The 22,417-nt window shown below is 59.0% G+C and carries 22 protein-coding genes and 1 tRNA gene; 13 read left to right on the top strand and 10 right to left on the bottom strand.

The genetic code is table 11. The features are described from left to right. Positions 1 to 22: 22 nt before the first annotated feature. The 13 genes from ruvA to nadA all read left to right on the top strand — a co-directional run bounded on the left by ruvA (position 23) and on the right by nadA (position 10,183). On the top strand, positions 23 to 631 hold the full coding sequence (ruvA, locus tag CQ009_RS14235) for a Holliday junction branch migration protein RuvA (RefSeq protein WP_003227522.1): 609 nt from the start codon (positions 23 to 25) through the stop codon (positions 629 to 631). Further along, on the top strand, positions 632 to 1,693 hold the full coding sequence (ruvB, locus tag CQ009_RS14230) for a Holliday junction branch migration DNA helicase RuvB (RefSeq protein ID WP_105707020.1): 1,062 nt from the start codon (positions 632 to 634) through the stop codon (positions 1,691 to 1,693). Between the two features lie 127 nt (positions 1,694 to 1,820). Next, positions 1,821 to 2,288 (top strand): tol-pal system-associated acyl-CoA thioesterase, encoded by a 468-nt coding sequence (gene ybgC, locus CQ009_RS14225; RefSeq protein WP_064391775.1) that lies wholly within the window; start codon positions 1,821 to 1,823, stop codon positions 2,286 to 2,288. After that, complete coding sequence (tolQ, locus tag CQ009_RS14220; protein WP_008080223.1) at positions 2,278 to 2,973, top strand: protein TolQ; 696 nt, start codon at positions 2,278 to 2,280, stop codon at positions 2,971 to 2,973. Before ybgC ends, tolQ begins: the two co-directional genes overlap by 11 nt. Before the next feature lie 23 nt (positions 2,974 to 2,996). Further along, on the top strand, positions 2,997 to 3,449 hold the full coding sequence (gene tolR, locus CQ009_RS14215; protein ID WP_161806672.1) for a protein TolR: 453 nt from the start codon (positions 2,997 to 2,999) through the stop codon (positions 3,447 to 3,449). After that, the gene (gene tolA, locus CQ009_RS14210; RefSeq protein WP_064391773.1) at positions 3,449 to 4,513 is read left to right on the top strand and encodes a cell envelope integrity protein TolA; all 1,065 of its coding nucleotides are present in this window, start codon (positions 3,449 to 3,451) and stop codon (positions 4,511 to 4,513) included. Before tolR ends, tolA begins: the two co-directional genes overlap by 1 nt. Further along, entirely contained in the window at positions 4,510 to 5,811 is a 1,302-nt protein-coding gene (tolB, locus tag CQ009_RS14205) for a Tol-Pal system beta propeller repeat protein TolB (RefSeq protein ID WP_064391771.1), read from the top strand. The genes tolA and tolB overlap by 4 nt, the downstream gene beginning before the upstream one ends. A 52-nt stretch (positions 5,812 to 5,863) precedes the next feature. Beyond that, positions 5,864 to 6,361, top strand: coding sequence for a peptidoglycan-associated lipoprotein Pal (gene pal / locus CQ009_RS14200; protein WP_003178634.1), 498 nt, complete (start codon positions 5,864 to 5,866; stop codon positions 6,359 to 6,361). Positions 6,362 to 6,367: 6 nt separating this feature from the next. Beyond that, a complete protein-coding gene (ybgF, locus tag CQ009_RS14195; RefSeq protein WP_064391770.1) occupies positions 6,368 to 7,207 on the top strand; it encodes a tol-pal system protein YbgF in 840 nt (279 codons plus the stop codon). A 166-nt stretch (positions 7,208 to 7,373) separates the two neighbouring features. Beyond that, a complete protein-coding gene (gene queE, locus CQ009_RS14190) occupies positions 7,374 to 8,021 on the top strand; it encodes a 7-carboxy-7-deazaguanine synthase QueE (protein WP_105707018.1) in 648 nt (215 codons plus the stop codon). A 1-nt stretch (position 8,022) separates the two neighbouring features. After that, complete coding sequence (gene queC / locus CQ009_RS14185; protein WP_105707016.1) at positions 8,023 to 8,715, top strand: 7-cyano-7-deazaguanine synthase QueC; 693 nt, start codon at positions 8,023 to 8,025, stop codon at positions 8,713 to 8,715. Positions 8,716 to 8,777: 62 nt separating this feature from the next. Further along, positions 8,778 to 8,853: transfer RNA gene (locus CQ009_RS14180), tRNA-Lys, on the top strand. A 271-nt stretch (positions 8,854 to 9,124) separates the two neighbouring features. Next, positions 9,125 to 10,183 carry a quinolinate synthase NadA gene (gene nadA / locus CQ009_RS14175; protein ID WP_064391766.1) on the top strand — a complete coding sequence of 353 codons (1,059 nt, stop codon included), beginning with the start codon at positions 9,125 to 9,127 and terminating at the stop codon, positions 10,181 to 10,183. Between the two features lie 135 nt (positions 10,184 to 10,318). On the opposite strand, the gene CQ009_RS14170 is transcribed toward nadA, so the two are convergent. The 10 genes from CQ009_RS14170 to CQ009_RS14120 form a co-directional block, all read right to left on the bottom strand. Then, positions 10,319 to 10,807, bottom strand: coding sequence for an RDD family protein (locus CQ009_RS14170; RefSeq protein ID WP_105707013.1), 489 nt, complete (start codon positions 10,805 to 10,807; stop codon positions 10,319 to 10,321). Between the two features lie 96 nt (positions 10,808 to 10,903). Then, positions 10,904 to 11,116, bottom strand: coding sequence for a cold-shock protein (locus tag CQ009_RS14165; RefSeq protein WP_003227496.1), 213 nt, complete (start codon positions 11,114 to 11,116; stop codon positions 10,904 to 10,906). Between the two features lie 404 nt (positions 11,117 to 11,520). Then, complete coding sequence (gene gcvT, locus CQ009_RS14160) at positions 11,521 to 12,645, bottom strand: glycine cleavage system aminomethyltransferase GcvT (RefSeq protein ID WP_105707011.1); 1,125 nt, start codon at positions 12,643 to 12,645, stop codon at positions 11,521 to 11,523. A gap of 169 nt (positions 12,646 to 12,814) precedes the next feature. After that, complete coding sequence (locus CQ009_RS14155; RefSeq protein ID WP_105707009.1) at positions 12,815 to 14,191, bottom strand: L-serine ammonia-lyase; 1,377 nt, start codon at positions 14,189 to 14,191, stop codon at positions 12,815 to 12,817. 205 nt (positions 14,192 to 14,396) lie between these two features. After that, positions 14,397 to 17,249, bottom strand: coding sequence for an aminomethyl-transferring glycine dehydrogenase (gcvP, locus tag CQ009_RS14150; RefSeq protein ID WP_105707007.1), 2,853 nt, complete (start codon positions 17,247 to 17,249; stop codon positions 14,397 to 14,399). 11 nt (positions 17,250 to 17,260) lie between these two features. Continuing rightward, positions 17,261 to 17,644, bottom strand: coding sequence for a glycine cleavage system protein GcvH (gene gcvH, locus CQ009_RS14145; protein ID WP_064391754.1), 384 nt, complete (start codon positions 17,642 to 17,644; stop codon positions 17,261 to 17,263). A gap of 435 nt (positions 17,645 to 18,079) precedes the next feature. Beyond that, the gene (locus CQ009_RS14135) at positions 18,080 to 19,588 is read right to left on the bottom strand and encodes a sigma-54-dependent transcriptional regulator (RefSeq protein WP_064391753.1); all 1,509 of its coding nucleotides are present in this window, start codon (positions 19,586 to 19,588) and stop codon (positions 18,080 to 18,082) included. A gap of 262 nt (positions 19,589 to 19,850) precedes the next feature. Then, positions 19,851 to 20,213, bottom strand: a complete 363-nt coding sequence (locus tag CQ009_RS14130; RefSeq protein WP_064391750.1) for a DUF5064 family protein — start codon at positions 20,211 to 20,213, stop codon at positions 19,851 to 19,853. A gap of 62 nt (positions 20,214 to 20,275) precedes the next feature. Next, on the bottom strand, positions 20,276 to 21,205 hold the full coding sequence (gene arcC / locus CQ009_RS14125; protein ID WP_034153407.1) for a carbamate kinase: 930 nt from the start codon (positions 21,203 to 21,205) through the stop codon (positions 20,276 to 20,278). 147 nt (positions 21,206 to 21,352) lie between these two features. Next, positions 21,353 to 22,363: an ornithine carbamoyltransferase gene (locus tag CQ009_RS14120; protein WP_008086805.1), complete on the bottom strand. Its 1,011-nt coding sequence runs from the start codon at positions 22,361 to 22,363 to the stop codon at positions 21,353 to 21,355. Positions 22,364 to 22,417 lie beyond the last annotated feature (54 nt).

Genomic DNA, 22,417 nt, shown 5'->3' with positions numbered 1-22,417 from the left:
CCAATGCTCAAGGATCTGAAACGTGATTGGACGCTTGCGCGGCACTCTGGCTGAGAAACAGCCGCCGCACCTGATTCTGGATGTAAACGGCCTCGGGTATGAGCTGGAAGTGCCCATGACCACGCTTTATCGCCTGCCGTCGGTCGGTGAACCGCTGACCCTGCACACCCATTTGGTCGTACGTGAAGACGCCCAGTTACTCTATGGTTTCGCTGGCAAGCGTGAGCGAGACTTTTTTCGCGAGTTGATCCGTCTCAATGGTGTCGGGCCAAAATTGGCGCTGGCGCTGATGTCGAGCCTGGAGGTCGATGAGCTGATCCGTTGCGTGCAATCCCAGGACACTTCGGCCCTGACCAAGGTCCCGGGCGTTGGCAAAAAAACCGCTGAGCGCCTGTTGGTCGAACTGAAAGATCGCTTCAAGGCCTGGGAAACTTCGCCAGCGATGTTTGCTCTTGTGCCGAATCAGCCAGACGGCCCGGCGCCGGTCAACACCGCCGAAAACGATGCAGTCAGCGCGCTGATTTCCCTCGGCTACAAGCCGCAGGAAGCGAGCAAGGCGATTACCGCCATCAAGGACAAGAATTTGAGCAGTGAAGATCTGATCCGCCGCGCCCTGAAGGGAATGATTTAAGTGATTGAAGCTGATCGTCTGATCGCTGCCGCGCACAGCCCGCGCGAGCGCGAAGAAGTCCAGGATCGAGCCATCCGCCCGGTCAGCCTGGCCGACTACATTGGCCAGCCGACCGTGCGCGAGCAGATGGAGCTGTTCATCCAGGCTGCCCGTGGCCGTAGCGAATCCCTCGACCATACGCTGATCTTCGGTCCGCCGGGTCTGGGCAAGACCACACTGGCCAACATCATCGCCCAGGAAATGGGCGTGTCGATCAAGAGCACGTCCGGGCCGGTGCTGGAGCGTCCGGGTGATCTGGCGGCGCTGCTGACCAACCTGGAACCGCACGATGTGCTGTTCATCGACGAAATCCATCGTCTGTCGCCGATCGTTGAAGAAGTGCTGTATCCGGCCATGGAAGACTTCCAGCTCGACATCATGATCGGTGAAGGGCCGGCCGCGCGTTCGATCAAGCTCGATCTGCCGCCGTTCACCCTCGTGGGTGCGACCACTCGCGCTGGCATGCTGACCAATCCGCTCCGTGACCGTTTCGGTATCGTCCAGCGTCTTGAGTTCTACAGCACAGCTGATCTGGCGACGATTGTCAGTCGATCCGCAGCCATTCTCGGTCTGCCGCTGGATCCCGAAGGTTCGTTCGAAATCGCACGGCGCGCCCGCGGCACGCCGCGGATCGCCAACCGTCTGCTGCGACGGGTGCGCGACTTTGCCGAAGTTCGTGCCCAGGGCCACATCACCAAAGCGGTGGCGGATCTGGCGCTGAACCTGCTCGACGTCGATGAGCACGGATTCGATCACCAGGACCGGCGTCTGTTACTGACCATGATCGAAAAGTTCGATGGCGGGCCGGTCGGCATCGACAGTCTGGCGGCGGCGATCAGCGAAGAGCGTCATACCATTGAGGACGTGTTGGAGCCGTACCTGATTCAGCAGGGTTACATCATGCGCACGCCTCGGGGCAGGGTGGTCACGCGACACGCCTACCTGCATTTCGGATTAAACATTCCGTCACGAATGGGCGAGATGCCCGTGGTAGACGAGTTTCTCGATGCCGTGGACGATTAATACACATTTGTTGTCGATTTATTCAGGGTTTGTATGGTCAGAGGACGGTACTTTTGCAGTAAAGCCTCGAAACCATGAAAAACAGTTGCCTGGCCGGATTGGCAACCTGAGGAGTAAGCACTAGAGTATGCGCGCGCAAAACGGGCTTGAGCCGTTCGCACATCGTTGTCGCGTTTATTACGAGGACACCGATGCGGGCGGCATCGTGTATTACGTTAATTACCTCAAGTTTATGGAACGGGCTCGAACCGAGCGGCTTCGCGAACTGGGCTTTGCCCAATCGCAGCTGGCAGGAGAGGACCTGTTGTTCGTCGTGCATTCCAGCGAAGCGCGTTATCACGCGCCGGCGCGACTGGACGACGAACTGCTGGTAAGCGCTGAAGTAATCGAATTGAACCGGGTCAGCCTGCGCTTCAAACAGCAGGTCAGGCGGGCAACGGATAATGTGCTGCTCTGTGAGGGGCAGTTTTTGGTGGCCTGTGTGCGCACTAACAGTTTGAAACCTCGGGCCCTTCCCGAAGACTTGCGTGCGGCCTTCGCCGACGCGGTCGGCCCGGGTACACACTCAAAGCAGGAGATAAAGCGTGGAAGCTAACGTCGTCGACCATTCCTCCATGTGGAGCCTGGTCAGCAATGCCAGCATCGTGGTGCAGTTGGTAATGTTGACCCTGGTGGCCGCATCGGTGACCTCATGGATCATGATCTTTCAGCGCAGCAATCTGCTGCGTGCCGGTCGACGCGCCCTGGAGAGCTTCGAAGAGCGCTTCTGGTCGGGTATCGACCTGTCCAAGCTGTACCGTCAAGCGGGCAGCAACCCGGATCCTGATTCGGGTGTGGAACAGATTTTCCGTGCCGGTTTCAAAGAGTTCTCGCGTCTGCGTCAGCAGCCTGGTGTCGATCCTGAAGCAGTGATGGAAGGTGTGGCCCGGGCCATGCGCGTCGCCATCTCCCGCGAAGAAGAGAAGCTGGAGCAGAGCCTGCCGTTCCTCGCCACTGTCGGTTCGGTCAGTCCGTACATCGGCCTGTTCGGTACTGTGTGGGGCATCATGAACTCCTTCCGCGGTCTGGCCAGCGCCCAGCAAGCGACCCTGGCCACTGTGGCCCCGGGTATCGCCGAAGCCCTGATCGCCACCGCGATCGGTCTGTTCGCTGCGATCCCTGCGGTTATCGCTTACAACCGTTTCGCCGCTCGCAGTGAAACCTTGCTGGGCCGCTACTACACCTTCGCCGATGAATTCCAGGCGATCCTGCACCGCAAAGTGCACACCAGCGAAGAATAAGCAGGTAATTTCCAATGGCTTTAATCGCTCGAGCTCGCAAAAAGCGCAAGCCGGTCGCCGAAATGAACGTAGTGCCTTACATCGACGTGATGCTGGTACTGCTGGTCATTTTCATGGTGACCGCGCCGATGCTCAATCAGGGCGTGAAAGTTGATCTGCCCAAGGTTTCCAGCGAAGCCTTGCCGCAGGACAACAACACTCAGGTCCTGACCATTTCGATCAAGGCTGACAAGACCTATTACTGGAACCTTGGCAGCGAAGTCGATACCGAGAAGCAACAGGACAGGGCGATGACCCTGCCACAGATGACTGATGCGGTGACCAAGATCATTCGCGCCGGCACCGAAGGCGGCAAGCGTACCCAGGTCTTTATCCGCGGTGACAAGACCGTCGACTACGGTTCGGTCATGGGCGCCATGGGCGGGTTGCAGAAAGCCGGGGTCGGTAACGTTGGTCTGATCACCGAGGCCCCCTGATGCAGCAACAGAGAGAGCCGTCCGCCTCGGAAAGCTTCTTCTGGCCTAGTGTCTGGGCGATCGTCTTGCACGTGCTGGTATTCGGCATGCTGTTCGTCAGTTTCGCCTTCACACCGGAGCTGCCGCCGGCCAAGCCGATTGTCCAGGCGACCCTGTACCAGCTGAAATCGAAAAGTCAGGCAACCACCCAGACCAATCAGAAGATTGCGGGTGAGGCGAAGAAATCCGCCGCGCGCCAGACCGAAGTCGAGCAGATGGAGCAGAAAAAGGTCGAGCAGGAAGCGGTGAAAGCTGCGGAACAAAAGAAAGAAGAAGCGGCTCAAAAGGCCGAGGAAGCCAAGAAGGCCGATGAGGCTAAAAAAGCGGACGAAGCGAAAAAGGCCGATGACGCCAAAAAAGCCGACGACGCGAAGAAAGCCGAAGCCAAGAAGGCCGAAGAGAAACAATTGGCTGATATAGCCAAGAAGAAAGCCGAAGAAGAGGCCAAAGAAGAGGCCAAGAAAGAGGCCGCTGAAGAAGCCAAGAAGAAAATCGTCGAAGACGCGAAGAAGAAAGCCGCCGAAGACGCCAAGAAAAAAGCTGAAGCTGAAGAGGCGAAGAAGAAAATCGCCGAAGATGCGAAGAAGAAAGCTGCTGCCGATGCTGCGAAGAAGAAAGCGCAGGATGCGGCGCGCAAGTCTGTAGAAGAGAAGAAAGCGCAGGCTCTGGCTGACTTGCTTTCCGACAAGACCGAGCGTCAGCAGGCTATGGCGGATGAAGTGGGTGATGAAACCGCAGGTAACTTCGATGATCTGATTCGTTCACGGGCATCGGAAGGTTGGGCGCAGCCGCCATCGGCCCGTAAGGGCATGAAGGTGGTCCTGCAAATCAACATGTTGCCTGACGGGACGATCTCCGGTGTTTCGGTGGCTAATTCCAGCGGCGACGTGCCTTTCGACAGTTCTGCAGTCGCGGCAGTAAAAAATATTGGTCGGTTGACCGAAATGCAGGGTTTGAAGCCAGCTGATTTCGCTCCCTACCGTTCATTCAAGATGACATTCACACCTGAGGATCTAGCCTTGTGAGAAACCTTCTTCGAGGATTGCTCGTCGTCATGGTCTGCTTTGCAGGCCTGGCTACAGCGGACGAAAAAAATATCCTGGTCAGCAGTGGCAGCTCCCAGGCGACTCCAATTGCCGTAGTGCCATTCGGTGTTCAGGGCGGTGCGGTGCTGCCGGACGACATCGCTGAAATCATTGGTAACGATTTGCGTAACTCGGGTTATTACGCGCCGATTCCAAAGCAGAACATGATCAGTCAGCCAAGCCAGCCGAGCGAAATCATCTTCCGTGACTGGAAGGCGGTAAATGCTCAATTCATCATGGTTGGCAGCATTGCACCCGCAGGTGGCCGCCTGCAGGTGCAATGGGCACTGTTCAATGTTGCCACCGAGCAGAAAGTAGCTGACGGCAATGTTTCCGGTACGCCAGAGCAACTGCGTGACATGGCGCACTTCATCTCTGATCAGTCGTTCCAGAAGCTGACCGGTATCGAGGGTGCGTTTTCGACTCGCCTGCTGTACGTGACGGCTGAACGCTTCTCCGAGAAGAATACCCGTTACACCCTGCAGCGCTCGGACTATGACGGCGCTCGCGCCGTGACTTTGCTGCAATCGCGTGAGCCGATCCTGTCGCCACGCTTTGCACCGGATGGCAAGCGCATCGCCTACGTGTCGTTCGAGCAGAAGCGCCCGCGCATCTTCATGCAGAACATCGACACCGGTCGCCGTGAGCAGATCACCAACTTCGAAGGCCTGAACGGTGCACCCGCCTGGTCGCCGAATGGCGATCGCCTGGCGTTCGTACTGTCCAAAGACGGTAACCCGGACATCTACGTGATGAACCTGGCTTCGCGCCAGATCACCCGTGTGACCGCCGGTCCCGGCATCAACACCGAACCGTACTGGGGCAAGGATGGTTCGACCATCTACTTCACCTCGGACCGTGGCGGCAAGCCGCAGATCTACAAAACCAGCGCCAGTGGCGGTGGTGCCGAACGTGTGACGTTTGTGGGCAACTACAACGCCAACCCGAAACTGTCGGCGGATGAAAAGACTTTGGTGATGATCCATCGTCAGGATGGCTTCACCAATTTCAAGGTGGCAGCCCAGGATTTGCAGCGAGGTAGTGTAAAGATCCTCACTGATAGCACTCTGGACGAGTCACCTACTGTTGCGCCCAACGGCACCATGGTAATCTACGCCACCCGCCAACAGGGCCGGGGAGTCTTGATGCTCGTGTCCATTAATGGACGCGTTAGGCTCCCGCTTCCTACCGCTCAAGGCGAAGTCAGAGAACCGTCCTGGTCCCCTTACCTGAAGTGAGCGGGCGCTACACGTTTTACTTAACACACTGGGGTTCATTAGGAGTTTCACGATGGAAATGCTGAAGTTTGGTAAATTTGCTGCGCTGGCTCTGGCCATGGCTGTAGCTGTAGGTTGCTCGTCCAAAGGCGGCGACAACGCCGGTGAAGGCGCTGTTGATCCAAACGCTGGTTACGGCGCAAACACTGGTGCCGTTGACGGTTCCCTGAGCGAAGAAGCTGCTCTGCGCGCAATCACCACCTTCTACTTCGAATACGACAGCTCGGACCTGAAGCCAGAAGCCATGCGCGCTCTGGACGTTCACGCCAAAGACCTGAAAGCAAACGGCGCTCGCGTTGTTCTGGAAGGCAACACCGACGAACGTGGTACTCGTGAGTACAACATGGCACTGGGCGAGCGTCGTGCGAAAGCCGTTCAGCGCTACCTGGTACTGCAAGGTGTTTCCCCAGCTCAGCTGGAACTGGTTTCCTACGGCGAAGAGCGTCCAGTTGCTACCGGCAACGACGAGCAGTCCTGGGCTCAAAACCGTCGCGTCGAACTGCGTAAGTAATTCGATATGCGAACGTGCCGTCGTGCTGTAACTGTTCTGGCTCTCAGCCTCGCGCCGCTTGCGGCGTGGGCTGCGGTTCCTGTGGTCGATGACAACTCCGGTTATAACAATAGCGGGAGCAGTTATCCGCCTGCAGGTTACGGTACGAACGGCGCCTATGCCGGGGGAGCGGCTTCGGCCCCTGCCTCGGCACAAGGCATGCTGTTCAACCAATTGCAACAGATGCAGGATCAGATTTCGCGCCAGCAAGGCGTGATTGAAGAACTGCAAAATCAGGTTGCGCGCATGAAGCAGGAATCCCTGGAGCGATACCAGGATCTTGATCGGCGCATAGGATCCGGCGTTACACCTGCCGCGACTCCCGAGAATTCTTCTGCCGGTGGCGACGCAAGCGCTGCTGCCGGTGCTGCCGCTGGTGCAGGGGCTGCTGCAGCAACCCAGGCTCCGGCTGCGGGTAGCGAACCGGCTGATCCGGCCAAGGAAAAGCTGTATTACGATGCCGCTTTCGACCTGATCAAAGCCAAGGATTTCGACAAGGCCAGCCAGGCTTTTGCCGCTTTCCTGCGCAAATACCCGAACAGCCAATACGCGGGCAACGCCCAGTACTGGTTGGGCGAAGTGAACCTGGCCAAGGGCGATCTGCAAGGTGCAGGTCAGGCTTTTGCCAAGGTTTCGCAGCTGTATCCCAAGCACGCCAAAGTGCCGGATTCGCTGTACAAGCTGGCTGACGTAGAGCGCCGCCTCGGTCATACCGACAAGGTCAAAGGCATTCTGCAGCAGGTGGTGGCCCAATATCCGGGTACCTCTGCCGCTCAGCTGGCTCAACGCGATCTGCAACGCATGTAAGGTCGTGTTACCCGTTTAGAAGAAACCCGCGCTTGTCGCGGGTTTTTTCGTTAGAATTCACGCCCTTTTTCTGAAACACGCTTCTTGCGGTCTGCGCGTTGGCGGGATTGCCTGAAGTGCCTGACGGAGGCGGACAGCCTGTTTAGCTGTTACGCCCGTGGCGACTATGCAAGACACATTGAGAATCACCGAAGTTTTCTACTCTTTGCAGGGGGAAACGCGGACTGCCGGGCTGCCCACTGTTTTTGTGCGCCTGACCGGTTGCCCTTTGCGTTGCCAATACTGCGACAGCGCCTATGCCTTCAGTGGCGGCACCGTGCGGACCCTCGACGACATCCTCGAGCAAGTGGCCGGATTTCGTCCGCGCTATGTCTGCGTCACCGGCGGTGAGCCGCTGGCTCAGCCGATCGCCATTCCTTTGCTCAAACAGTTGTGTGATGCCGGTTACGAGGTCTCGCTGGAAACCAGCGGCGCCCTCGACGTCTCGGCGGTCGATCCGCGCGTCAGTCGCGTTGTCGACCTGAAAACGCCGGGTTCGAAAGAAGCCCATCGCAACCGTTACGAGAACATCGAACTGCTGACTCCCAACGATCAGGTGAAATTTGTCATCTGCTCGCGGGAAGACTATGACTGGGCGGTATCGAAGCTGATCCAGTACGGGCTTGATCGACGTGCGGGTGAAGTGCTGTTCTCCCCAAGTCATCATGACCTCAATGCCAGGGATCTGGCGGATTGGGTGGTGGCAGACAACTTGCCAGTGCGGTTGCAACTGCAACTGCATAAATATCTATGGAATGATGAGCCGGGGCGCTGATATGACTGAACAACTGAACACCAACGAAAAACGTGCGGTAATCCTGCTGTCTGGAGGTCTTGACTCGGCCACCGTCGTGGCAATGGCCCGTGCTGAAGGCTACGCCTGCTACACCATGAGCTTCGACTACGGTCAGCGCTCCCACGCCGAACTGCATGCGGCTGCACGCGTCGCTCGCGACCTGGGCGTGGTCGAGCACAAAGTGATCGGCCTCAACCTCAACGGCATGGGCGGCTCGGCCCTGACCGACACCAGCATCGACATTCCCGAAGAACTCGGTGAAGGCATTCCGGTGACTTACGTGCCGGCGCGCAATACCGTGTTCCTGTCGCTGGCGCTGGGTTGGGCAGAAGTGCTCGGCGCGCGCGACATCTTTATTGGTGTGAACGCAGTCGATTATTCCGGTTACCCGGATTGCCGTCCCGAGTTCATCGAGTCGTTCGAGCGCATGGCCAATCTGGCGACCAAGGCCGGTGTTGAAGGCAACGGCTTCCGCATTCAGGCGCCGTTGCAGAACCTGAGCAAGGCGCAGATCGTTCAGGCGGGCGTGAAGCTCGGCGTTGATTATGGCCTCACTGTTTCCTGCTATCAGGCCGACGATGACGGCCGTGCGTGCGCCAAATGCGACAGCTGCCGCCTGCGCGCAGAAGGCTTCGCGGCCGCTGGTGTGGAGGACCCAACACCTTATTTTTGATTATTTTCAAAAAGGTGTTGAATAGTCCTTAAAAATCAGTATTATACGCGCCACCACACAGCGGGTCGTTAGCTCAGTTGGTAGAGCAGTTGGCTTTTAACCAATTGGTCGTAGGTTCGAATCCCACACGACCCACCATATTTGGCGGTTTAGAAAATCCGGAAGGCCCACGAAAGTGAGGATTTCAGGGTTTTTTTTTGCCTGCATTTCCGCTATGCGTTAATTCAATACCCGCAGCGCTGACGCAGGTCAGAATCATCTTTTGTATCAACGGGATATTCTGTAGCCTTGCGCAGCTTCAATGCTGTCCGTGCCTGATAATACTCACTCTCCCGGCGGTACCCTCTAGCGGTCCGGAGCCGGGTGTATACTCGACTTTCGCGCGAAAGCGCCTGCAGGTCTTGCGAACATGACGCAGATTTCCGAACGCCTTCTGGTTCAAGCCCACCTCGACGCCAAACAGCCCAAACCGCTGACCGCTGAGGAAGAGGCTTATTACCGTGCCGCCATCGCCGCCGAGCTCAAGGCTCAGGACGCGGTGCTGGTGGCCCACTTTTATTGCGACCCGGTGATTCAGGCTCTGGCCGAAGAAACCGGTGGCTGTGTCTCTGACTCCCTGGAAATGGCCCGCTTCGGCAACGCTCACCCGGCGAAGACTGTGGTGGTTGCCGGCGTGAAGTTCATGGGCGAGACCGCGAAGATTCTCAATCCGGAAAAGCGTGTGCTGATGCCGACCCTCGACGCGACCTGCTCGCTCGACCTGGGTTGCCCGGTCGACGAGTTCTCGGCGTTCTGCGATCAGCACCCGGAGCGCACGGTGGTGGTTTATGCCAACACCTCTGCAGCGGTCAAAGCTCGTGCTGACTGGGTGGTGACATCAAGTTGTGCGCTGGAGATCGTCGAAAGCCTGATGGACAACGGCGAGACAATCATCTGGGGGCCGGACAAGCACCTGGGCACCTACATTCAGCGTAAGACCGGCGCCGACATGCTGCTCTGGGACGGTGCCTGCATCGTTCACGAAGAGTTCAAGTCCAAGCAGCTCGAAGACATGAAAGCGCTGTATCCGGACGCCGCGATTCTGGTGCACCCGGAGTCGCCGACGTCGGTGATCGAACTGGCAGATGCCGTTGGCTCGACCAGTCAGCTGATTGCCGCTGCACAGTCGTTGCCGAACAAGACGCTGATCGTGGCGACCGACCGCGGCATCTTCTACAAGATGCAGCAGTTGTGCCCGGACAAGGTCTTTATCGAGGCACCAACTGCCGGTAACGGCGCAGCATGCCGCAGTTGCGCGCATTGCCCGTGGATGGCCATGAACACCCTTGAGCGCACGCTCAAGAGCTTGAAGGAAGGCACGAACGAGATCTTTGTGGATCCGGCGTTGATTCCGCAGGCGATCCGGCCGCTGAAGCGCATGCTCGACTTTACTCAAGCTGCACGGATGAAACTGGCCGGGAACGCCTAAGCTCTTTCGGGCAACGAATAAAGCTGTAGGAGTGAGCCTGCTCGCGATAGCGGTGTGTCAGATAACAATTATGTTGACTGACACACCGCTATCGCGAGCAGGCTCACTCCTACAGTGGTATTTGGCGTCTGGAAGTTATTTGGTCTTTTTCGGAATTCGCACGAGGCGAGTATCGGAGTAGATGTCATGCCACGTGCGCTTCTGCTTGTCGTACAGCGACCAGAAGAACCCCAGCCCGACGCACAACCACGATGCAATCGACACCATGAACCGCAACAGCGCCTGCCACAGGCTGATCGCGGTGCCATTGCCGTTCTGCACGCGAATCCCCCACACTTGCATGCCCAGTGTCTGCCCGCCATGGGTCCAGAACTTGGCAAAGAATGCGAACAGCACCAACAGCAGCACGGTGGAGTAGAGCGGATCGCCGTCGAGCTTGCCGGCATCGGTCATCACTCGTAGACGCTCTTCGCCAATGATCGCTGCCTGAATCAACTTGTAAACGAAACCGGTGACGATCAGCAGCGCGGTACAGAGCAAGAAGTCATAAAACATCGCTGCCAGGCGGCGACCAAGACCAGCGGGAGGAAAATCCCCTTGGGGCGTGAGCAGGTTTTTCGACATGGCAGCCTCTGGACGCAAAGTGAAGCGCCATTTTACGGAATCGCGCGCACAAAAAAGCCCCTGATATCAATATCAGGGGCTTTTTCGTAACAGAAATCAGGCTTCTGCTTGTACTTCGTCAGCCTGCATGCCTTTCTGGCCTTGCACAGCAACGAAGGTCACTTTCTGGCCTTCTTTCAGACTTTTGAAGCCGTTGCCCTGAATGGCGCGGAAATGCACGAACAGATCCGGACCGCTTTCTGGAGTGATAAAACCAAAACCTTTCTCGTCGTTAAACCACTTGACGGTACCGCTCTGACGTGTGGACATTTCTTATTTCCTTTGACGCATAAATTGATGACAGTCTCTTTCTCATGAAAGAGTACTGGGGCTGGTTGCAGGAGAGTAAGAAGACGTCGAACGGGATGTAGCTAACTTGTAGGCTACTGCCCAGGTCACGATTCCAAGCTGACCCATGCAAACACAGTGGACAAACTCTACGCCAACTACGGGAGAAAAAACAAGCCCTGTGAAGACCCCGGTTTTACTGCGCTTGCTGGCAGTTTGTCAGTCCACTAGTGCAGCCTTAGACGAATCGCTTGTTCAATTGTTTTCGAAGGTTATAAGCAAAGTTCATATTCGAAACGGTTGTTGGAAAATGCACTTTTTTGTGGCGATTGCGTTACACATTAGTGCACGCATTACGCAATCGCGTTACTTATAGAAACAGTCAATCAACCGCGATAGTAGCGTTGTGGAACAAATGGCATTTTGCTTACAAGCATTGGCACCTTTTTCCCACGTACGATGGCCCAAACGGTTGTATCGAGGGTGACATAAGCGCTGTCGAGGTAACCCATTGCCAGCGGACCGCCGAGGGTTGGTCCGAAACCACCGCTGCATACGGTGCCGATGATTTCGCCCGCTTCATTGACGATTTCCGCGCCTTCACGGACTGGGGTGCGTTCTTGCGGCAGTAGCCCGACACGTTTGCGCGCAATCCCATTGTGTTGCTGGGCGAAAATGTTTTCTGCCCCCGGGAAGCCGCCAGCGCGTGCGCCGTCAGCACGGCGGGGCTTGGAAATCGCCCACAGCAGGCTGGCCTCGATCGGCGTGGTTTCTGTGTTCATGTCGTGGCCGTACAGGCACAGGCCGGCTTCCAGGCGCAGCGAGTCGCGGGCACCGAGGCCGATGGCCTGGACTTGCGGTTCAGCCAGCAGAGCGCGAGCCAGTTTTTCGGCATCGGTGGCCGGCACCGAGATTTCGAAACCGTCCTCACCGGTATAGCCCGAACGACTGACGAAGCAATCCACGCCCAGCAGATTCACGCGAGCGAATTGCATAAAGGTCATTTTCGCAACGTCGGGAGCCAGTCGCGCCAGCACGGTAACAGCAGCCGGACCTTGCAGCGCCAGCAGCGCACGCTCTTCGAACAGCGCCGTAATGGTGCATTGATCGCCGATGTATTGTTGCAGGTGAGCCAGATCCTGATCCTTGCACGCGGCATTGACCACCAGGAACAGTTCGTCGTTGCCGAGGTTGGCGACCATCAGGTCATCGAGAATGCCGCCGGTTTCGTTGGTGAACATCGCGTAACGCTGCATGCCCACCGGCAGGTCGATGATGTCCACCGGCACCAGGGTTTCCAGAGCTTTGGCGGCGTTGGCGCCGGTCAGGCGGATCTGGCCCATGTGCGAGACGTCGAACAGCCCGGCCTGTTCACGGGTGTGCTGGTGTTCTTTCATCACGCCGAGCGGGTATTGCACCGGCATGTCGTAGCCGGCGAACGGTACCATGCGGGCGCCGAGTTCGATGTGCAGAGCGTGCAGCGGGGTTTTCGACAGTTGTTCGGTGGACATGCGTGGCTCCTTGAAAGTTTGAGTTGGGGGCAAGAGGCAAGATCAAGATCAAAAGCCCCTCACCCCAGCCCTCTCCCGGAGGGAGAGGGAGTTAGGTACGTTTCTCTCCCGGGGGAGAGGGGGGCTAATTACGTTTTTCTCCCTGAGGGAGAGGTGGTCAATTTCGCGATCAGCATTCGATAATGTTGACCGCCAGACCGCCGCGGGCGGTCTCTTTGTATTTGCTTTTCATGTCGGCGCCGGTCTGGCGCATGGTGCGGATGACTTTGTCGAGGGAGACGAAATGCTGGCCGTCGCCGCGCATGGCCATGCGCACCGCGTTGATCGCTTTCACCGAACCCATCGCATTGCGCTCGATGCACGGCACCTGCACCAGCCCGCCAATCGGATCGCAGGTCAGGCCGAGGTTGTGTTCCATGCCGATTTCCGCCGCGTTCTCGACTTGCTGAACACTGCCGCCGAGCACCTCACATAACGCGCCGGCCGCCATCGAACAGGCAACGCCAACTTCACCCTGGCAGCCGACTTCGGCGCCTGAGATCGAGGCGTTCTCCTTGTAGAGAATGCCGATGGCCGCAGCGGTCAGCAGAAACCGCACGACGCCGTCGTCATTCGCGCCGGGGATAAAGCGCATGTAGTAATGCAGCACTGCCGGAATGATCCCGGCCGCGCCGTTGGTTGGCGCGGTGACCACGCGGCCACCGTTGGCGTTTTCTTCATTCACTGCCAAGGCGTACAGGTTGACCCAGTCGAGCACCGACAACGGATCGCGCAATGCTGATTCCGGGTTCTTGCACAACTGCCGGTGCAATGCCGTCGCGCGGCGTTTGACCTTCAAGCCACCGGGCAGAATGCCTTCGTTACGACAACCTGCAGCGACGCAATCCTGCATCACTTGCCAGATGTTCAGCAGGCCGGCGCGGGTTTCCGCCTCAGGGCGCCAGGCGCTTTCGTTGGTCAGCATCACTTGACTGATCGACAGGCCATAAGTGGCGCAGTGACCGAGCAAGTCCTTGGCACTTTTGAACGGGAAGGTCAGCGGTGTGGCGTCTTCGACGATGCGATCGGCACCGGCGGCGTCCTCGTCGACAACAAAGCCACCGCCGACCGAGTAATACTCGCGGCTGCGGATCTGCAGGCCAGCCGCGTCGAAGGCGCGGAAAATCATGCCGTTGGGGTGATAGGCCAACGGCTTGCGGATCATCGCCAGGTGTTCTTTCTCGTTGAACGAGATGCTGTGTTCACCGAGCAGGTGCAAGCGAGCGCTACCGCGAATCGCTTGCAGGCGCGCGGCGACGGTTTCGGTGTCAACGGTATCGGGGTGTTCACCTTCGAGGCCGAGCAGCACGGCTTTGTCGCTGCCGTGACCTTTACCGGTGGCACCGAGGGAACCGTAGAGCTCGACGCGAACGCTGGCGGTGGCCGTTAGCAGATTTTCACGGCGTAAACCTTCGGCGAAACGCGCAGCAGCGCGCATCGGGCCGACGGTATGGGAACTGGAAGGGCCGATGCCAATCTTGAACAGGTCGAACACGCTTAACGACATGAGTGGTTCTCCGGTTTCTTGTTATGGGAATTGGCGGAAGTCCGAAATCGGTCGCAGATCCCTTGTGGGAGCGAGCCTGCTCGCGAAAGCGCTGGGTCAGACAACCTTTCATTAACTGACACTACGCTTTCGCGAGCAGGCTCGCTCCCACAGGGGGATCTGTGGTGTTGCAGAAATCGGGGCGATTAAAACGCCCCTCATTCGTTTAAGCGTAGCTTTCGATCGACGGGCAGGCGCACACCAGGTTGCGATCACCGAAGACGTTGTCGACGCGACCGACCGGTGGCCAGTATTTGCCTTCGATCAGCGACGCTACCGGGTAAACGGCCTGCTCGCGGCTGTACGGGTGAGTCCACTCGCCAACCAGTTCCGCCGCAGTGTGCGGGGCGTTTTTCAGTGGGTTGTCGTCCTTGTCCAGCGTGCCGTTTTCCACCGCGCGGATTTCTTCGCGGATGCGGATCATGGCGTCGCAGAAGCGATCCAGTTCTTCTTTGGATTCACTTTCGGTCGGCTCGATCATCAGCGTGCCGGCGACCGGGAACGACATGGTCGGGGCGTGGAAGCCGAAGTCGATCAGGCGCTTGGCGACGTCATCAACGCTGATGCCGCTGCTGTCTTTCAACGGACGCAGATCGAGGATGCACTCGTGCGCCACCAGGCCGTTGCTGCCGGTGTACAGCACTGGGTAGTGCTCTTCGAGGCGACGGGAAATGTAGTTGGCATTGAGGATCGCCAGCTGCGAAGCGCGCTTCAAACCGGCGCCGCCCATCATGCGAATGTACATCCAGGTGATCGGCAGAATGCTCGCGCTGCCGAACGGTGCCGCGCAGACCGCGCCTTCCTTGCGTTGCATCTGGCCGTGGCCGGGCAGGAACGGCGTCAGGTGCGACTTGACGCCAATCGGGCCGACGCCCGGGCCGCCACCGCCGTGCGGGATGCAGAAGGTTTTGTGCAGGTTCAGGTGCGAGACGTCGCCGCCGAACTTGCCCGGTGCGCAGAGGCCGACCATCGCGTTCATGTTGGCGCCGTCGATGTACACCTGGCCGCCGTTGTCATGAATGATCCCGCAGATTTCGCGGATGCCTTCTTCGAACACGCCGTGGGTCGACGGGTAAGTGATCATCAGCGCGGCGAGGTGTTCGCGGTGCTCGATGGCTTTGGCGCGCAGGTCTTCGATGTCGACGTTGCCGCGCGCATCGCACGCAGTCACGACAACGCGCATGCCAGCCATGTTGGCGGTGGCCGGGTTGGTGCCGTGGGCGGACGACGGGATCAGGCAGATGTCGCGGCGTTCATCGCCACGGCTCTGGTGATAAGCACGAATCGCCAGCAGGCCAGCGTATTCACCTTGTGAACCGGCGTTCGGTTGCAGCGAGATCGCGTCGTAACCGGTGGCGGCGCAGAGCATCGCTTCCAGTTCGTCGGTCAGTTGCTGGTAACCGGCACTTTGTGCGGCCGGGGCGAACGGGTGCAGAGCGCCGAATTCAGCCCAGGTCACCGGGATCATTTCGCTGGCGGCGTTGAGTTTCATGGTGCACGAACCCAGCGGGATCATGGTGCGATCCAGGGCCAGATCCTTGTCGGCCAGTTTGCGCAGATAGCGCATCAGCTCGGTTTCCGAGTGATAACGGTTGAACACCGGGTGGCTGAGGATTGGCGACTGGCGTACCAGCGAAGCAGGGATAGTGCTTTGAACCGAAGCGGCGAGGGCGGCGAAGTCCGGCAGGGTCTTGCCGTCGGCGAACAGGCCCCACAGGGTTTCGATGTCCGCCTGGGTGGTGGTTTCATCGACCGACAGGCCCAGACGCTGAGCGTCGATCACGCGCAGGTTGATCTGCGCAGCGTGCGCCTTGTCATGCAGCGCGGCAGTTTGCGCGCCGGTGGCCACGGTCAGGGTGTCGAAGAAGCTCGCTTGTTCGACGCTAGCGCCCAGCGCGGTCAGGCCCTTGGCCAGAATCGCGGTCAGGTGATGCACGCGGTTGGCGATCTGCGTCAGGCCTTTCGGGCCGTGGTAGACGGCGTACATGCTGGCGATGTTGGCCAGCAGCACCTGCGCGGTGCAGATGTTCGACGTGGCCTTCTCGCGGCGGATGTGTTGCTCGCGGGTCTGCATCGCCAGACGCAGCGCCGGCTTGCCGAAACGGTCAACCGACACGCCGACCAAACGGCCCGGCATGTCGCGCTTGAACGCATCTTTGGTGGAGAAGTAAGCGGCGTGCGGGCCACCGAAGCCCAGCGGCACGCCGAAGCGTTGTGCCGAACCGATGGCGACGTCCGCACCGAACTCGCCCGGCGCGGTCAGCAAGGTCAGGGCCAGCAGGTCAGCGGCGACGGCGACCAAGGCGTTGGCGGCGTGGAAGCGTTCGGTCAGTTCGCGGTAGTCGAACACGTCACCGTTGGCTGCCGGGTATTGCAGCAGCGCGCCGAAGAACGGCGTCACGTCGGTCAGTTCACGCTCGTCGCCGACGACCACGTCAATGCCCAGCGGCTCGGCACGGGTGCGCAGCACGTCGAGGGTTTGCGGGTGGCTGTGGATCGAGGCGAAGAATTGGTGGCTGCCCTTGTTCTTGCTCAGGCGTTTGCAGAAGGTCATGGCTTCGGCAGCGGCGGTGGCTTCGTCGAGCAAGGATGCGTTGGCGATCGGCAGGCCGGTGAGGTCGCTGATCAGGGTCTGGAAGTTCAGCAGCGCTTCGAGACGGCCCTGGGAAATTTCTGGCTGATACGGGGTGTAAGCGGTGTACCAGGCCGGGTTTTCCAGCAGGTTGCGCAGGATCGGCGACGGCGTGTGGCAGTTGTAGTAGCCCTGGCCGATGTAGGTTTTGAACAGCTGATTTTTGCCGGCGATGGATTTGATCATCGCCAAGGCATCGGCCTCGCTCAAACCGTCGTCCATGCCGAGCACGCTGGTGCCCTTGATGCTTTCCGGGATGACGCTGGCGCTCAGGGCTTCGAGGGAATCGAAGCCGAGGCTGTTGAGCATGGCTTGCTCGTCACCGGCGCGCGGGCCGATGTGACGGGCGATGAATTCGTTGGCGGTGCCGAGGTTGATTTGGCTCATGTCGGTATTCCTCAGGCTTCGGCTTGGGCTTTGATCAGACGGTCGTACGCGTCCTGATCGAGCAATTTGCCGACAGCGGCGGCGTCGCTTGGCTGGAAGCGGAAGAACCAGCCTTCGCCCAGCGGATCTTCGTTGACCAGTTCCGGGGCATCTTCCAGCGCCGGGTTGACGGCCAGCACTTCGCCGTCGAGGGGCATGTACACGCCGCTGGCGGCTTTCACCGATTCAACGGTGGCGGCTTCGGCGCCTTTTTCGTAAGCCTGCAGCTCAGGCAGTTGCACGAACACCACGTCGCCCAAGGCGTTCTGCGCGAAAGCGGTGATGCCGACAGTAACGCTGCCGTCAGCTTCGGTGCGCAGCCATTCGTGATCTTCAGTAAAACGCAACTCGCTCATGGAAACTCCTCAGGGGGCCAGACTCGTCTGGTGGACGCGGTGGAAGGCTTGGGCAGGGAAGCCCTTCTTTTATGAGGGGTTGATTAGCAAGAACGCGGCCAAGGTTAATTTATCTTTATAAATCAATAGCTTGGATATTTATGGAGTCGAGAGGGCAGGCATCTCTGTAGCGAAATCGCTACAGCATGGAGCGAGGATAAAAGCTGAACGGGATCAAAGCCTTGCACAGCGGTGACCGGAGGAGGGTGTAGCGATATCGTTCCGCTGTAGCGCTTTCAGTACAGGTGGGGGTCGTTTTCGAGCAGATTTTGAATCCGCCACAAATAAATGTAGGAGTGAGCCTGCTCGCGATAGCGGTGTGTCAGACGTCGCAAATGTTGAATGTCAGACCGCTATCGCGAGCAGGCTCACTCCTACAGGGGATTTGCGGTGTGTTCAGGGTTTGTTGGGAATGCCGTACTTGCGCAGGCGATGGGCGATCGCGGTGTGCGAAGTCTGCAGGCGGCTGGCCAGTTGGCGGGTCGAGGGGTAGCTGACGTAGAGTTTTTCCAGCAGCGATCGCTCGAAGGCTTCGACCGCTTGTTCGAGGCTGTCGACGTCGCTGTCGGTCTGCCGTGCGACGGAGGTGCCGGCAATATCGAGATCGCCGATATCGACCAGACTGCTCTCGCAGATCGCCGCCGCGCGGAAGATCACGTTCTGCAATTGCCGTACGTTGCCCGGCCAGCGGTTGCCGAGCAGCGCCGGATAAGTCCCCGGTGCGAGGCGGCAGACCGGGCGCTGAATCTGCGCGCAAGCCTGCTGCATGAAATAGCGTGCCAACAGCAGAATGTCCTGACCGCGTTCACGCAGTGGCGGCACTTCAACGTTGAGCACGTTGAGGCGATAGAACAGGTCTTCGCGGAACAAGCCTTCGCTGACCATTTTTTCCAGATCGCGGTGGGTCGCGCTGAGGATGCGCACGTTGACCTTCACTTCGCGATCACCGCCGACGCGGCGGAAGCTGCCGTCGTTCAAGAAACGCAGCAACTTGGCCTGCAAATACGGCGACATCTCGCCGATCTCATCGAGAAACACCGTGCCCTGGTTGGCCAGTTCCATCAACCCCGGTTTGCCGCCGCGCGCTGCTCCTGTGAAAGCGCCGGGGGCGTAGCCGAACAGTTCGCTTTCGGCGAGGTTTTCCGGCAGCGCGGCGCAGTTCAGGGCGAGAAACGGTGCACTGTGCCGAGTGCTGATCGCGTGGCAGGCACGGGCAACCAGTTCTTTACCGGTGCCGGTTTCGCCTTGAATCAGCAGCGGTGCATCGAGGGCTGCTACACGCTGCGCGCGGGCCTTGAGGGTGCGGATCGCCGGGGATTCGCCAAGCAGTGCATCGAAGCCTTCGGCATGGTCGTGGTGCAGTGCCGAGAGTTGTTCGCCGATGCGGTTCGGTTGATACAAGGTCAATAGCGCGCCAGCGTCGGTGATCGGCGTGGCGTCGAGCAACAAGGTCTGACCGTTGACGGTGATTTCGCGCAGCGGCAAACGGAAGCCGTGTTCGAGCAAGGTGTCGAGCAGGGCCGGATCGTTGAACAGTTCAGCGACGCTTTCACCCGCCGGCTCGCGACCGTAAAGCGCGATCAACGCCGGGTTGGCCAGCAACACTTTGCCGGCGCTGTCGAGGGCCAACACCGGGTCGGTCATCGCCGCCAGTAACGCGTCGAGCTGCAAGTGCCGACGCTGGCCGGGGAGGATGTCGACCACCGTCACTGCTACAACGCCGAGCACACGGAACAGGGCATCTTTCAGTTCTTCGAGCACTTGCGGGCTCAGGGTCGGCGCGTCGATGTAGACGTTCGGCGGGATCATCTCCACCGCATCCAGATTGAGGTTGCGCCCACCGAGGATAGCCAGGACTTCCTGGGTGATGCCGACGCGGTCGATGAAGCTGACGTGGATACGCATGGGGCGATTCAGTGATCTGCAGAGCGGAGGGTGGCAAGTATGCCTTGGGCTTGGAGAGAGGTGAAAGCAAAAGCACCCTCACCCCAGCCCTCTCCCGGAGGGAGAGGGGGCCGACCGAGGTGTCTGGCGCTACACGTCGACCTGAAAAATCGAGGCGATTATGGATTCAGTGATGCAGGATCAAGTCGGCGTAACTCTGAAGCATCCCCCGATCAGTCCCCTCTCCCTCCGGGAGAGGGCTAGGGTGAGGGGCTTTTGCGGTTTACTCGAAATGCTCGGGATTGACCGGATCCCCGGATTGCATATTCAACTTCTGCCGAATGTCTTCAAACATCAAATCGTAATGCTTGTGCACCGAACCGATCTGGCTGTGCGCCTTGGGAATCCCGTACTTCTCGGCGATGCGGGTCACGTCGCGGGCGAAGTTGTAAGCCTCTTCCTTGGGCAGGAAAAACACTTCCTTCATGTCCTTGCCCTGCATGCTGCCATGCAGCGTGAACTGTATCCCTTTGCCTTTCTGCGGATCGGTGAACACTTCATAGTCGAGATGCACGTTGTAATTGACGTCATCGTCGGTCAACGCATGTCGCTCGATGTGCAAATGACCGGGTTCAAACTGGGCCATGGTTTTCTCCTTTCAAGGCATGGGAGAAGGGCAGACCCTCGGCCTGCCCCCGGAGTTTCTAATTATCGGTAAGTGATGCCCGGCTTCGCGGTTGTCACGCGCGTACCGGCAGTGCCCTGGACGATGGCTTCAATGTCCGCCAGCGAACCGATCACCGCAACCTTGCCAGTATGGCGGGCGAATTCGCAGGCGGCCTGCACCTTCGGCCCCATGGAACCGGCGGCGAAGCCGAGGCGTTCGAGTTCATCCGGGTGCGCTTCGGCGATGGCTTTCTGCGTTGGCTTGCCGTAATCGATGAACGCCGCGTTGACGTCCGTCGCGATCACCAGCAGATCGGCTTCCAGTTGCTCGGCGAGCAGCGACGAGCACAGGTCCTTGTCGATCACCGCCTCGATACCCTTGAGATTACGGTTCTCGTCGTACATGGTCGGAATCCCGCCGCCACCGGCGCAAATCACGATGCTGCCCTTGTCCAGCAGCCACTTGATCGGGCGGATTTCGAAGATGCGTTTTGGCCGTGGACTGGCGACCACACGGCGGAACTTGTCGCCGTCCGGAGCAATCGCCCAGCCTTTTTCGGCAGCGAGTTTTTCTGCTTCGGCCTTGTCGTAAACCGGGCCGATGGGTTTGGTCGGGTTCTGGAAGGCCGGATCTTTGGCGTCTACTTCGACCTGAGTGAGCAGGGTGGCGAACGGCACTTCGAAGTCGAGCAGGTTGCCCAATTCCTGTTCGATGATGTAACCGATCATGCCTTCGGTTTCGGCACCGAGCACGTCCAGCGGGTAAGGGGTGACGGACGTGTAGGCCGCCGCTTGCAGCGACAGCAGGCCGACTTGCGGGCCATTGCCGTGGGCGATGACCAGTTGGTTGCCGGGATGGATCTTGGCGATTTGCTCGGTGGCGATGCGGATGTTGGCGCGCTGATTGTCAGCGGTCATCGGTTCACCACGGCGGAGCAGGGCGTTACCGCCCAGAGCTACGACGATACGCATGGTGCATGTCCTTTTCGTAGTGATCGTTCCCACGCTCTGCGTGGGAATGCCGCCACGGACGCTCCGCGTCCGCTGTGACGCAGAGCGTCACGGGATGCATTCCCACGCGGGAGCGTGGGAACGATCATGGAGAGCCTGATCATCCAGTTACAGATCAGCCAGGGTCGAAACCAGAATCGCCTTGATCGTGTGCATGCGGTTTTCCGCTTGCTCGAAGGCGATGCAGGCGGGCGACTCGAACACGTCGTCGGTCACTTCGATGCCGTTTTTCAGGTGCGGATACTGTTCGGCGATTTGCTTGCCGACTTTGGTATCGCTGTTGTGGAACGCCGGCAGGCAGTGCATGAACTTGGTGCGCGGGTTGCCGGAGGCTTTCATCAGCTCGGCGTTGACCTGGTACGGCAGCAGTTGCTGGATACGCTCGGCCCACGCTTCAACCGGCTCGCCCATCGACACCCAAACGTCGGTGTGGATGAAGTCGACGCCTTTGACCGCCGCTTTCGGGTCTTCGGTCAGGGTGATGCGTGCGCCGCTTTCTTCGGCATATTTGTGGCAACGCTCGACCAGATCATCCAGTGGCCACAGCGCTTTCGGCGCGCAGATGCGCACGTCCATGCCGAGTTTGGCGCCGACCAGCAGCAACGAGTTGCCCATGTTGTTGCGCGCATCGCCGAGGTAGGCGTAGCTGATTTCATGGATCGGCTTGTCGGCGTGTTCACGCATGGTCAGCACGTCGGCGATCATTTGCGTCGGGTGATATTCATCGGTCAGACCGTTGAACACTGGTACGCCGGCGAACTTGGCCAGCTCTTCGACAATTTCCTGTTTGAAGCCACGGTACTCGATAGCGTCGTACATGCGACCGAGCACGCGGGCGGTGTCTTTCATGCTTTCTTTGTGGCCGATCTGCGACGAGTTCGGGTCGATGTAGGTGACGTTGGCGCCTTGGTCATAGGCCGCCACTTCGAAAGCGCAACGGGTGCGGGTCGAGGTCTTTTCGAAGATCAGGGCGATGTTGTTGCCCTTCAGGTGTTGCTGCTCGGTGCCGGTGTATTTGGCGCGTTTGAGGTCGCGGGACAGGTCGAGCAGGTAACGCAGCTCACGTGGGGTGTGGTGTTCCAGGCTGAGCAGGTTACGGTTGTGAATGTTAAAAGCCATGATGGATCTCCTTCGGTGTCGGTTATCCCCCTGGCCGCACGTTGTAAGTGTCGG

This window comes from Pseudomonas sp. MYb2, from assembly GCF_002979955.1.
Classification (GTDB): Bacteria; Pseudomonadota; Gammaproteobacteria; order Pseudomonadales; family Pseudomonadaceae; genus Aquipseudomonas.
This window is presented reverse-complemented; position numbering and strand designations above follow the sequence as displayed.